We start from the raw sequence: 12,604 nt of genomic DNA, 5'->3' as shown, positions 1-12,604 counted from the left end.
CGCGATGATCCAGCCCGCCGCGCCCCAGCCTGCTTCCCGCTTCCGCCTGATCTGCGCCGCGCTCGCCGGCGCGCTGACGCTCGCGTCGTGCGGCGGCGACGTCGACGGTACGCAGCCGCAGGCCGACGCGGGCGCGTCGGCGAAGCGCCCGAACATCCTGTACATCATGGCCGACGATCTCGGCTATTCCGACATCCACGCATTCGGCGGCGAGATCGACACGCCGAACCTCGACGCGCTCGTGCAGTCGGGGCGCATCCTGTCGAATCATCATGCGGGCACCGTGTGCGCCATTACGCGCGCGATGCTGATTTCCGGCACCGATCACCATCTCGTCGGCGAAGGCACGATGGGCACGCCGACCGACGAGCGGCGCGGGCTGCCCGGCTACGAGGGCTACTTGAACGACCGCGCGCTGTCGGTCGCGCAACTGCTGAAGGACGCCGGCTATCACACGTACATGGCCGGCAAGTGGCATATCGGCTCGGGGATCGTCGGCAGCACGACGGGCGGCGGGCAGACGCCGGACCAGTGGGGCTTCGAGCGCAGCTACGTGCTGCTCGGCGGCGCGGCGACCAATCACTTCGCGCACGAGCCCGCCGGCTCGAAGAACTACACCGAGGACGGCCGCTACGTGCAGCCGGGGCAACCGGGCCAGCCGGGCGGCGCGGGCGGCAGCCCGGCCGTGTTCTATTCGACCGACTTCTATACGCAGAAGCTGATCGCGTACATCGATTCGAACCGTCAGGATGGCAAACCGTTCTTCGCGTACGCGGCCTACACGTCGCCGCACTGGCCGCTGCAGGTGCCCGATCCGTGGCTGCACAAGTACGCGGGCGTGTATGACGCGGGCTACGCCGCGATCCGCAATGCGCGCATCGCGCGGCAGAAGGCGCTCGGGCTGATCCCGGCCGACTTCAAGCCGTTCGACGGGCTGCCCGAGACGCTGGCCGCGTCGCCGGCCACGCCGAACAACGGCGCAGCGAGCGCGAAATACCTCAGCGCCGTGCATGCGGCGGCGGACGGCTACGGCGATTACGGCCCCGGCAAGGTCGACAAGCTATGGTCGAGCCTGTCGCCCGCCGAACGCAAGGCGCAGGCGCGCTACATGGAGATCTATGCGGGCATGGTCGAGAACCTCGACTACAACATCGGCCTGCTGATCCAGCATCTGAAGGACATCGGCGAATACGACAACACGTTCATCATGTTCCAGTCGGACAACGGCGCGGAAGGCTGGCCGATCGATTCCGGCGCGGACCCGACGGCAACCGACACCGCGAACGCTCAGGAGCCCGTATATTCTGCGCTCGGCACCGACAACGGCAAGCAGAACGCGCAGCGGCTCCAATACGGGCTGCGCTGGGGCGAGGTGAGCGCGGCGCCGTTCCGGCTGACGAAGGGCTACTCGGCCGAAGGCGGCGTGTCGGTGCCGACGATCGTCCGCCTGCCGGGCCAGAAGCAGGCGCTGCCGACGCTGCGGATCTTCACGCACGTGACCGACAACACGGCGACGTTTCTCGACGTCGCGGGCGTCACGCCGCCGTCGCAGCCGGCGCCGCCGCTCGTCAACACGCTGACGGGCGTCGACCAGAACAAGGGCAAGGTGATCTACAACAACCGCTACGTGTATCCGGTGACGGGCAAGTCGCTGCTGCCGGTGCTGAGCGGCGCGAACACGGGCGAACTGCACACGACGCCGTTCGGCGACGAAGCGTACGGCCGCGCGTATCTGCGCAGCGCCGACGGCCGCTGGAAGGCGCTGTGGACGGAGCCGCCGGTCGGCCCGCTCGACGGTCACTGGCAGCTGTTCGATCTCGCGTCGGATCGCGGCGAGACGACCGACGTGTCCGCGCAGAACCCGTCGCTGATCCAGAGCCTCGTCGAGCAGTGGAAGGCCTACATGGGCAACGTCGGCGGCGTCGAGCCGCTGCGTCCGCGCGGCTATTACTGAGGAAGCGGCGATGCGGTTCCGGATCATCGGCGCGGCAGTGGCCGCCACGTTGTTCGTTGCGGCGTTCGCGGCCGGCTATGCGCGTCCGGCGGCTTCGCCGCCGCCCGGGTTCGACGACGCGAATCGTGGCCGTCCGCTTGCGCCGCTCGGCAGCGAGCGGCAGTGCGAGCGCTATGCGGGCCTGCCCGCGAACTGGCGCGACGATCCGAAGGCGGGGATGGTGCATCTGCGCGGCGGCGCGTTCGTGTTCGGCAGCACGCGCGGCTATCCGGACGAACGTCCGGCGGGCGACGGCCGCACGCGCGTCGGCGGCTTCTGGATCGACCAGACCGACGTGACGATCGCGCAGTTCGCCGCGTTCGTGCAGGCGACCGGCTACGTGACCGATGCGGAACGGCAGGGCGGCGCGGCGGTGTTCCACGTGCCGACGCGCGACGAGATGAACGCGCGCGACCTCGCGTGGTGGTCGTGGGTGCGGGGCGCGTCGTGGCGGCATCCGACCGGGCCCGGCAGCAACGTCGACGGGCGCGGCAACCTGCCGGTCACGCTGGTCACGCAGCGCGACGCGCTTGCTTATGCGCGCTGGCTCGGCCGCGACCTGCCGACCGAAGCCGAATGGGAATACGCGGGCAAGGCGGGGCGCGATGACGCGTCGCTCGACGCCGCGCCGCGCGACGCGCAGGGCAAGCCCGCCGCGAACTACTGGCAGGGCGTGTTTCCGGTGCTCGACACCGCGGAGGACGGCCATACGGGGCTCGCGCCCGTCGGCTGCTACGCGGCGAACGGCTTCCGGCTCTACGACATGATCGGCAATGCGTGGGAATGGACGAAGGACGTCTACACGGGTCCGCATCAATCGCACACGAACGGCGACACCGCGGCGGTGGCGCCGCCGACGCGCCGGCACGACACGCCGATGGTGATCAAGGGCGGCTCGTTCCTGTGTTCGCGTGATTACTGCGTCCGCTATCGCGCGTCGTCGCGCGAGCAGCAGGAGGCGGATCTCGCCGCGTCGCACATCGGGTTCCGCACGGTCCTGAGGGACGCGTCGTGACGCGGACATTGTTCCGGCGCGTCGCCGCGTGGCGGCCGGCTCCGTCCGAGCGTGACGCACGCGTGATGAACGAGCGTGTGCGCCGTTCGATTGCCGTGCTGATGTGGCTGGCGTGCGGCGCGACGCATGCGGCGCCCGCGGTCGAGCCGGCCGGCGCGCCCGTGCGCGTCGGCGTCACGCGCGGCGTGCATGCGGAGATCCTGGACGAAGTGAAGCGCGTCGCTGCCGCGCGCGGGCTGCCGGTCGACGTCGTCGTGTTCGACGACGCCACGCGCATCGACGGCGCGCTGGCCGACGGCCGCATCGACGCGGCGAGCTTCGAGGATGCGCAGCGCCTCGCGGCGACGCGCGCCGCGAAGGGGTACGCGCTGACGGCGGTCGCGACGACGGTGACGCTGCCGATGGCGCTTTATTCGCGCAAGCTCAAGAGCCTGAATGAACTGCGGCCCGGCGCGACGATCGCGATTCCGGCGGACCCGCGCGGCATGGCGCGCGCGCTCGTGCTGTTGCAGAACGACACGCTGCTGACGTTCCGCGACCGCGCGGGCCTGCATGCGTCGCTGCGCGACGTGACGGGCAACCGTCTCGGCCTGAAGATCGTCGCGCTGCGCGGCGAGCGCCTCGTCGCCGCGCTCGACACGGCCGCGTTCGTCGCGCTCGACAGCGGCGATGCCGCCCGCGCGGGCCTGCAACCTGCGCGCGACAGCATCGGCATCGAGGATGCGCGCTCGCCGTATGCGAACGTGCTGGCCGTGCGCGACGCCGATCGTGCGAAGGCGTGGGTCGCGCAGCTCGTCGCCGCGTATCACTCGGACGATGTCGCGCGCTTCATTCTCATGCGCTACCAGGATTCGGTGCGGCGGCCGTGGTAGACGCCTACCTGCTCGCCTGCAATGCATGCGGACGCTGCTGCAACAGCGCGCCGACGCTGTCGTTGCGCGAGTTGTTCCGGCATCGGCGGCGTTTCGTCGGCGCGCTGACGATCCGCCGCATCGCGAAACGGCGAATCGGCGAGCGCTGGCGCGCGGGCGGACGCGAGCACGTGCTCGATGCGGACGACGTATCGGCCGCCGATGCGCTCGCAAGCACGTTGTTCCATCGCAGCGGCGGCGCGGGGGACGAATGGATTGCGTTGACGCTGCAAGGCTACGACTATCCGTCGCTCGGCCGCTGCCCCGCGCTCGCCGATGACGGACGCTGCAGCGTGCACGCGGACAAGCCGTCGATCTGCGGCGCGGTGCCGCTCGATCCGCTGCTGCCGGACCGGTTGCAGTCCCGTGTGCTTGCCGGGCGGCGGGAAGAAACGGTCTGGCTCGGCGCGAACTGCATTCTTGAAGGGCGAGATGCGTCGTCTACCGTCGGACCTTCGTCGCCGATTCCGCTGGTGACGGCGGAGCGCGTGGCCGACCGCGCGGCGCTCGATGCGTGTCGCGACGCGCTTGTATTCGAGCGCGCGGTGTGGCGCGATGCCGTGTTCGCGTCGCTGATCGATGGCGGGCAGGAGGTGCGGCAAGCATTGTCCCGGCTCGCGCCGGGCGGCTACCTGACGATGTCGATCGTGCCCGTGCTGCTGGCCGTCGCATCGATCTCCGCGCCGTGCCGCGCGTTGTGCATCGATTTCATCGACGCGCAGCTTGCGTTGATCGATGCGAGCGTCGCGGCGGCGCTCGCGCGCCGGCGGCCCGACGACCGGCCCGCGACGCGCGAGCTGCGCGGCTTCGCGCAGGCTTTCGAGCGCGCGCGGCAGGCGCTGGCCGCGATGCCGGCGCACGATGCCGCGCCGCGCGCCGATGCATCGCGCATCGAGACGTGGCTCGCCGATCGACCCGATTTCGACCGGAACGCGGCCTGACGATCGTCGAGGTCGTCGTGCCTTAAACTCGAAGCTTGTTCAAAATAACTACCGAGGGGCTTCGATGTACGCTTCCACCTTCATTTTCCGCGCCGGGCAATACGACGACGAGTTCCACCGGCTCGACCGGCAGATCGCCGACATGGCGCGCGCGACGCCCGGCTATCTCGGTGAGGAGACGTGGGAGAACGCCGAGACCGGGCTGATCCAGAACGTCTATTACTGGGAATCGGAAGAGGCGCTGCAGCAGTTGATCCGGCATCCCGCACACCTCGAAGCGAAGGCGAAGCAGGCGCGCTGGCTGGACGGCTATCGGGTTGTCATTTCGAAGGTGATCCGGGAGTACGGGGACGGCAGGCTTGTGCCGCCGCTTGGGGGGCAGGCGGGGTGAGTGGAGGGGGCGACTGCATTCCTTGACGCGGTCCATGCGTCAAACTCCGGATCCTTCATCGACCAGGCTGGATCGTCGTATTCTCCCCGTACCCACATCCACTGGCCTGCGAGGAACTCGCTGCGTCGGCGCTGTTCGAGTTCCTCGCTAGGCGTTAATGTGCGGACTACGGGAAATCTTTGCCCTTTCCGGATCACAAATTGGCACGCGCTGGAGCCGTGGACGTATCCTTGCCATAAGCCCGTCTCGGGACACAGCATGCCGGTGCGCAGGTTCATCTCCCCGTACTTCTGTCGCTTTGCCTGGCGCTCTTCAAGGCGACGTTCTCGGCGTTCCTCGGGCGTCAAAATCGTGTAGGCACGTCTTATTCTGATTTCGCCCAGCTTCTGTGGAAAAGACCCATCCAATGGGTTCGCATAAAAGAGCTCAACATCAACCGGAAATTTACTGCCTGGGATGTCTTTTGATCTGTAACGGAAGGCTTGTAAGTTTGGCGCGTCTGGGGTGCGACCCATCATCTCGTTACCGTATTCACGATTGCCGTCTGAATCAACCCAAAAGTCCTCCAGTTGAAGAAGGGCTTTGATTTCCGTATCGGGTAGGTCGGTGATCATTGGATCTAGAAAAATTCTCGCCGCCCCTGGGACAATCTTCACCTTGGAACGATCAGCGCTGTAATCTTCTGGATCGTCGAATGTCGAAAATGAAATCTTAGTTGAGGGTGATATCGGGCTGGCGTAAAGATAACGCCGCCCCTCCAATCGGTGGTGCGAATCAGCATCGATAATTCGGCCAAAGAAAATATGCGATGGATCAAATGGCTTGTCATCGCGCAGGATCGCCATCGCCTCCTTCAGGATGCTGCGCACCATCGCCCGTTGCTCGTCAGCATGATTCGTCATGTCAACTCCTAGCGCTGGCGGCTCTAAGGGCAGAGGCGTAGTCTGCTGTGCGAGTGTCGGGACTGCGCACGAGAGCGCGATCAAAGCTGCTCCTATTGACATGCCCCACTTACGTAATTTCGTGAATATCCTCTTCATGTAACTGGCCCTGGTAGCCTTCAAACACCAAGTCTCGACGTCCAATGTGTCAGTTGTGCCTTCGGTCAACCTTGTCCCCGCTCCGAATCGTCCTTGAGCCACATCCATCGCCCCGGAGCACGAGGGGAATACCATTGCTCGCGAAAATGGACGATTCGTACCTCGGGAAACTTTCTACCAGCGTGAACAAGCAGCAGATCTGTTGGCCCGGTATCCGACCACCCTTCCCAAATACCTGTTTCTGGACAAATCATTCCGGTGTGCAGATTCATTTCGCCATACTTCTGCCGCTTTTCCAGCTGCTGTTCGAGACGGCGTTGTCCGCGTTCCTCGGGTGATAAAAACTTGTAGTCGCGTTTTATTCTGATTTCGCCTAGCATCTGTGGAAAAGACCCATCTAACGGATTTGCATAAAATAGTTCGACGTTGACGGGAAATTTGCTGCCAGGGATATTTTTTGCTCGATAACGAAACGTCTGGGAATTGGGGGCATCGGGCGTGCGCCCCATTATTTCATTTCCATAATTTTTTTCGCCTTGATAGTCTATCCAATAATCTTCAAGTTGAAGAAGATGCTTGATTTCTGCATCCGGAAGATCGGCAATCATCGGGTCAAGCAGAATTCTTACTCCAGCTGGGACGATCTTCACCTGCGAACGATCGACACTGTAATCTTCCGGGTCATCGCCGGTAGAGAACTCGATCGTGGCTGATGGCAAGACGGGATTAGTGTAGCGATAAAGTCGTCCTTCAGCGGGAGGGTGTGGCTTCGCCGCAAAGTTTCTTCCGAATACGATACTCGTTGGATTAAATGGCTTGTCATCGCGCAGGATCGCCATAGCAGTTCTCAGGATGCTGTGCACCATCGCCTGTTGTTCATCAGCTTGACTCGTCATGTCAACTCCTTGCGCCGACGGTTCTAAGGGCGTCGACATACTTGTCTGTGCAAGTGCCGGGATTGAACACGAAAGCGCGATCAGGACGGTTCCAATAATCTTGCACCACACCTGCACACGCATAGGCATCTTCTTCATGTAAGTGGCTCCGGTAACCTTCCTCGAAACTTGCCATCTTTGCCGCCGTTTCAGGCGGCACGTTCAGTAATTTGCACACTTCAGCCTGTGCAATTGGCACATCGGGTTTGACGTAATCGCCACCCACTTGATTCTGGATATAAGAAATCATCCAGTAGTAGTGAAATGCCAGCATTCGATGCAACCCAACGATAACTCGTTCGTCATCAGGGATTTGTATTTTTTCGATCGTTGAAAAAATGTCGTCCGGCAAATTATCTTTGTATACTTTAATTATCTTGGAAAATTTTGCGTAATCGTTTTTGTGCTGCTGAAGTAGAGCGGCCATCCAAAACATCTGCTGGCAATGCCGTGCCTCGTGATAAAGCGTGTCAGCTAATGCTTTCAGTTGACCGTCTAGGGTATTTGCATCATTTGATATGGTGACAATTTTTTTGATTTCCGCTTCAGCGACGACGATAACCCAATATTTCGTTGAGAATGATGCGCTGACATCGGTGCGCATGTTGTATCGGGCTTGCCCGTGCTGCGCATTGACAATGTCAATGTTTGGCATCGCTCCGTTTGACTGCGTTGCATCGTTAACATTGCCTTCTGGTAATCCAAACGGCCCTGCAGCCAGAGCGCCTATTAATATATTTCCAACAGCGTCTCCAAGCGCAGCTTTCAATTCATTCGATATTCCACCGCTTACCATTCTGAATCGACTCCATGGAATACTGTTGAGCGCGTTCTTGATCGCTGCCGTATAGGCTTTCGTCACCGGATACACGACATCGTTGCGCGACCGATTTTCCGGCACATCGCTCTGTTTCGCCCCGTTTATGAAATGATGAAAGCGCAACCCGAAGTTCAGCGGATCGCAGGTCGCAAAACTCGCCCGCTGATTCTCGGACGTAGCCCCCTGTTCCGGCGCGCTCACCGTCTTGCCCCTGATCGTCGTAGTCCGCTTGTCGGCGTTCGGCGCCTTGGCGGTGTAGGGCATCGAGTTGTCGCGCACGATGGCCGCCCGATTGACGGCAATCACCTTGTCCGGGTCGCTCGCGGCCAGCACTTCGACCATGCCGAACGTCACCTCATGGCCCGTCACCACGTCCGTTTCGCCACGCGCGTTACTCACCCCCTCGATCACGCGCCCGTCGTCCAGCGTGACCCGATACGGTTGATTCGGCAGCGCGAAGCCGCTCGCATGCTCCATCAGCACAAACTGCGCGGCAAACTGCCCGGGCTCGTCGGGCGTGACCGGGAAGCGCATCGGTCGCGACTGCGCGGCGTCAGTCTGGTGACTGCCCGCATAGACCGTATGTTCGCCCGCCGTGCGCACGACATAACCCTGCTCGCTGATGCGTACCTCCGTCGTGCCGGCATGCAGCACGATCTCCTTCGCCGCGTGCAAATGAACGCTGTCCACCGTACTCGTGATCCGGACCGCCTGCCTGGCCGTCACGTCGATCCCGTCGGTCTGTGCTTCGATGCGCACCTTGCCGGCGGCGGCAATTAGTTTCATGCCCGCCTTGTGCACGAACAGCGAGAAGGTGTGCGAGATGCTCGCGAACAGCGAGCGGCCGGCCGCCAGGCCAAGGTGGCGGCCGCTCGTCACCGCGACGTCCTCGTTACCGGCGAGATGGGCGCTGCGCCCGGCGGCCAGACTGATGCCCGTCGGTCCGGCAAGCACCATGTCGGATTCCGTCAGTTCCGGGAAGTCGTCCGGCCCGCCCGACGGCATGCCCCGGATCGCAGCGTTGCGCGCGTCGATCGCCTTCGCCACGTCGCTCTGGTCGGCGCCGTATCGTTGCGCGTCATGCCGTTGCGCCAGCCGGCACAGACTCGCCTGCAGTTCTTGCGCCTGCGTCAGCCTGCCGACAGCCTCGCGAACATCCTTCGCATGACCCGCGCCGCCCGGTCGACCGTCCGTCGTGACGAACAGCCCTTTCAACGCTCGCACGACGCCCCAATCGTCGGTGCGCAGGTCGAAACCCTTGCCGCGCGCGTTGGCGCGGCCCGTCTTCCGAACGATGCGCCGAAGGTTGCCGAGACTGAGCTGCGATGCGCCCGCGTCGCTGGCGATCTGCGTCTGGATCTGCCCGTGCGTATCGTCGATGGCCACGTGGCCGGACGCCGTGCCATGGAACTCGCGGCCTCGTATCACCGACACGGCCTGATTGTGCGTCAGGTCCAGCGCAGGCTGACTGAATGCGTTCACGGCACTGCCGACAATCACCGGCAAATCCGGATCGCCGTGATAGTGCATCACCGCGACCTCATGGCCGATCCGCGGAATGAAGGTCGCGCCCATGTCGACGCCTTGCCACGGCGACAACACGCGCAGCCAGATTCCCGAATGCTCGTCGTGCCGGCCCTGACGGTCCCACTCGAACTGCACCTTCACCCGGCCGTATTGGTCGGTCCAGACTTCCTGTCCGGCCGGCCCCACGACGACGGCTGTTTCCGGGCCGCTCAACACGGGCTTGCCGACGCTGCGCGTGAGCCGGAACGGCTCGTTTGCCGGCAGCAGTTCGAACTGCGTGTCGACGCGGCAGGTTTGTGCGCGGCCGGCACGATCGCCGATTTCCTCGATGTCGAGCGTGCACGACACCACCACGTATTCGCGGTTCGCGGCCTGCTGCGGATGGCCCGTCAGCTTGAACGTGCGGCCCACGCTCAATCCGCGCAGCTTGCCCGCGCCATGGGCGCGCAGCCCGGCACAGCGCTGCGCCTCGAGTTGCACGCGTGCCAGATGGCTCGCTTCGCGCTCCGTCTCGTTCGGTTCGCCCTCGAGACCGTGTGCGCCTGCCAGCGGCTGACTATAGTCGCTCCACGCGTAGATTTCGCCGTCGGCGTTCGCCGTCTCGCGCGGATTGGCTTCGGTGACCGCCAGCTTCGCACGCGGTTGCGTGTAGTCGTAGTCCGTCACGGTCACACGGCCGACGGTGAGGCGGCTCGTCACCGATAGCGCATGAATGTGCTCTTCGTCGATGCGCTTGCCGTCGGGCGGCAGGTAGCGCAGCGTCTCATAGGCCGCGCCGTGCGGTGGGTGGCCGCCCATCGTGTCGCACAAGACCAGACGATGATGGCCGTCGTCATGCTCGAACCACCACCAGATGCCCCATTCCTCCCACAGGCGTTGCAGGAACGCCCAGTCCGATTCGGACGCCTGCCGCTGCAGGTCGCGCTTCGGATAGACCCCGCGGAATGCGCCGGCCAGGCGCTTGTCGACTCTGTACGGATACCTGGCCAGCACGGCGTCGGTGATTTCGACGACGGTCATTTCCTGGAAGATGCGGCAGTCCTGCGTGAGCGTCGCCCGATAGAGCCACGGGCGAAGTTCCAGCTCGTACAGAATCGAATCGTGATCCTGTCCGGCCAGCCGTGCGGCCTCGACCAGCGCGGTGATTTCGCGCACGCCCGCGCCGAGGTTGCCGAGGCCGGCATTGCCAGCCAATCCCGGCGTGAAATGCACGTTGCCGTCGAGCCGGATCGAAATCGTCACTTCAGTTCCGACCACCTTATCCAGATCGTGATTCGCCGCGAGGCTGGGCGAAAACGCATACGCGTCGTCGGTGCGCAATGTGACGAGATAGCGGCAATCGTCGATACGGCCGATCGTTTCGGTGGCTTGCAGCCGCACGGGAACGAATACCGGGAGCGCATCCGTTCCGTAGGTCGGCAGGGCTGCGCCGGAGATGGACAGCGTGCGTGCCTGAGCAAGAGTCCTCATTGATTTCCTCTTCGCTCACTTGCCGATGGCGGCGATGTTGCAACGGCTTTTGCCGCAGCAATAGCTGTCGGCCCGGTCGCGCGGGCGGACCATTTCATGGCCGTATGCATTCCTCATCTACGATCTCGCATGTCACATATGCCGAGATTGATAACGTGGAAATGCAGCGTCGCCTATAGGATGAATACGATTTTTCTGATTTTGATTTTTGTTAAACAAAAGTCGTTTGTTCCATTCTCCCCCGTTCTTGTAATCGGGAAAAACCTAATATTTCGGCTGTCAAGTTTGTTGAGTCTTATCGATTCGGAATCGATTGCGGATTTCGCTTCGGTTTCAGCTTGAATCCGTTACGCGTGATTCGTTTTTGCCTTCTGTCGCTTGCGGGCCAGCCGACGGCCCGTCGTGCACTTTGCCCCGCTTGTTCACACTGGTCGGTGCGATCGCCGCGTCACAGCGCCTCGACCAGCCGCCGGTTGCTCTTCGCGCAATACTCGTGGCACGCGGCGCGCGCCGCGATCGACGCGCCGTGCACGAACCTCGGCGCATCGACCCGCCGCGACATCGACACGACGATCGACGGCGGCGACGGCTGCAGCGGCAGCTCGACGAGCTCGCCGCTTTCGATCAGCGCGTCGACGAACAGCCGCGGAATCGCGGCCACGCCGAAGCCGTCGCGCACGAGCTGCACGATTACCGAGATCGACGGCGACCCCGTGATGCGCGTCTCCGACAGCGGCACGCCGTGCGCGTGCGCGAGCGTTCGGACGATGTCCTCCAGCGCGCGATGCGGCGCGGTGCCGCGCCCGTACGTCAGGATCGGCTGCCGCAGCACCTGCCGCGCCAGCCCGGTGCGCGTGGCCGACAGCAGCCCCGCGCGCGCGATCCAGCGCACCGGATAGTTCGCGAGCGCGTCGCAGACGACCGACGCCTCGTCGCTGCCCTCGACGCGGATGATCAGGTCGAGCTCGCCCGCCATCAGGCGGCGCTGCAGCACGACGCTGACGTCGACGGTCAGGTCGATCTCGAGCTGCGGACAGTCGGCCGCGAGCCGGCGCATGTAGTGCGGCAGCCAACTGTGCACGACGGTCTCGATCACGCCGAGCCGCAGCTTGCCGCGCAGCGCGCTTTCGCCGGACGCGGCGGCCTGCAACTGCTGCGTCGCCTCGACGACGGCCTTCGCGTAGCCGAGCAGGTATTCGCCGTGCGGCGTCAGGCGGAATTCGCGGTTGTCGCGATCGACGAGCACGGTCTTCAGTTCCTCTTCCAGCGCCTTCAAGCGCTGCGAGATCGCGGCCGGCGTCGCATGCAGCGCAGCGGCGGTGGTGCGAAAGTTGCGCAGCTCGGCGAGCGTGACGAAGGTCTCGAGAAAACGCGTGTTCATGACGATCCGGAAGGCGGCGAAGCGTGCCAGCTTGCCCATCACGAAAATTGAACGGGACTGGGGAAAACCCGGCTCCTTGTTAAGGAATTCTATACACGGGCCGCAAAAAAACTCGTTGGCGTCGCATTTTTTTCTTTCCTATTCTTCGCCGTATCCGATGACACGGCATCGTCATCCTCC

Annotated in this window: 9 protein-coding genes; 5 read left to right on the top strand and 4 right to left on the bottom strand. The window is 63.7% G+C overall.

Annotated features, from left to right (window positions below; genetic code table 11):
* Positions 1-4: 4 nt before the first annotated feature.
* From HWX31_RS02115 to HWX31_RS02095, 5 genes are all read left to right on the top strand, one after another.
* Entirely contained in the window at positions 5-1,954 is a 1,950-nt protein-coding gene (locus HWX31_RS02115; protein ID WP_174963676.1) for an arylsulfatase, read from the top strand.
* A gap of 10 nt (positions 1,955-1,964) precedes the next feature.
* Positions 1,965-3,008 carry a formylglycine-generating enzyme family protein gene (locus HWX31_RS02110; RefSeq protein WP_174963675.1) on the top strand — a complete coding sequence of 348 codons (1,044 nt, stop codon included), beginning with the start codon at positions 1,965-1,967 and terminating at the stop codon, positions 3,006-3,008.
* A gap of 65 nt (positions 3,009-3,073) precedes the next feature.
* Complete coding sequence (locus HWX31_RS02105) at positions 3,074-3,880, top strand: MetQ/NlpA family lipoprotein (RefSeq protein WP_088505948.1); 807 nt, start codon at positions 3,074-3,076, stop codon at positions 3,878-3,880.
* Positions 3,874-4,860: a YkgJ family cysteine cluster protein gene (locus HWX31_RS02100; protein WP_174963674.1), complete on the top strand. Its 987-nt coding sequence runs from the start codon at positions 3,874-3,876 to the stop codon at positions 4,858-4,860. The genes HWX31_RS02105 and HWX31_RS02100 overlap by 7 nt, the downstream gene beginning before the upstream one ends.
* A gap of 64 nt (positions 4,861-4,924) precedes the next feature.
* The gene (locus HWX31_RS02095; protein WP_174963673.1) at positions 4,925-5,251 is read left to right on the top strand and encodes an antibiotic biosynthesis monooxygenase family protein; all 327 of its coding nucleotides are present in this window, start codon (positions 4,925-4,927) and stop codon (positions 5,249-5,251) included.
* Here HWX31_RS02095 and HWX31_RS02090 read toward each other — a convergent pair.
* From HWX31_RS02090 to HWX31_RS02075, 4 genes are all read right to left on the bottom strand, one after another.
* On the bottom strand, positions 5,170-6,153 hold the full coding sequence (locus HWX31_RS02090; protein WP_244143617.1) for a hypothetical protein: 984 nt from the start codon (positions 6,151-6,153) through the stop codon (positions 5,170-5,172). The two genes, HWX31_RS02095 and HWX31_RS02090, sit on opposite strands and share 82 nt — an antisense overlap.
* A 203-nt stretch (positions 6,154-6,356) precedes the next feature.
* Positions 6,357-7,187, bottom strand: a complete 831-nt coding sequence (locus HWX31_RS02085) for a hypothetical protein (RefSeq protein ID WP_174963672.1) — start codon at positions 7,185-7,187, stop codon at positions 6,357-6,359.
* Between the two features lies 1 nt (position 7,188).
* Positions 7,189-11,043, bottom strand: a complete 3,855-nt coding sequence (locus HWX31_RS02080; protein ID WP_174963671.1) for a type VI secretion system Vgr family protein — start codon at positions 11,041-11,043, stop codon at positions 7,189-7,191.
* Positions 11,044-11,491: 448 nt separating this feature from the next.
* Positions 11,492-12,424 carry a LysR family transcriptional regulator gene (locus tag HWX31_RS02075; RefSeq protein WP_174963670.1) on the bottom strand — a complete coding sequence of 311 codons (933 nt, stop codon included), beginning with the start codon at positions 12,422-12,424 and terminating at the stop codon, positions 11,492-11,494.
* Positions 12,425-12,604: the final 180 nt, after the last annotated feature.

Origin of the sequence: Burkholderia ubonensis (assembly GCF_902833085.1) — a bacterium.
Taxonomy (GTDB): Bacteria; Pseudomonadota; Gammaproteobacteria; order Burkholderiales; family Burkholderiaceae; genus Burkholderia; species Burkholderia ubonensis.
The sequence above is the reverse complement of the archived record's forward strand: the minus strand, read 5'-3'. Positions and strand labels throughout refer to the sequence as shown.

Bases quoted from the DNA above. Each gene is read 5' to 3' on its own strand.
- HWX31_RS02115 (WP_174963676.1), top strand. From the start codon at position 5: ATGATCCAGCCCGCCGCGCCCCAGCCTGCTTCCCGCTTCCGCCTGATC.
- HWX31_RS02110 (WP_174963675.1), top strand. From the start codon at position 1,965: ATGCGGTTCCGGATCATCGGCGCGGCAGTGGCCGCCACGTTGTTCGTT.
- HWX31_RS02105 (WP_088505948.1), top strand. From the start codon at position 3,074: ATGAACGAGCGTGTGCGCCGTTCGATTGCCGTGCTGATGTGGCTGGCG.
- HWX31_RS02095 (WP_174963673.1), top strand. From the start codon at position 4,925: ATGTACGCTTCCACCTTCATTTTCCGCGCCGGGCAATACGACGACGAG.
- HWX31_RS02090 (WP_244143617.1), bottom strand. From the start codon at position 6,153: ATGACGAATCATGCTGACGAGCAACGGGCGATGGTGCGCAGCATCCTG.
- HWX31_RS02085 (WP_174963672.1), bottom strand. From the start codon at position 7,187: ATGACGAGTCAAGCTGATGAACAACAGGCGATGGTGCACAGCATCCTG.
- HWX31_RS02080 (WP_174963671.1), bottom strand. From the start codon at position 11,043: ATGAGGACTCTTGCTCAGGCACGCACGCTGTCCATCTCCGGCGCAGCC.
- HWX31_RS02075 (WP_174963670.1), bottom strand. From the start codon at position 12,424: ATGAACACGCGTTTTCTCGAGACCTTCGTCACGCTCGCCGAGCTGCGC.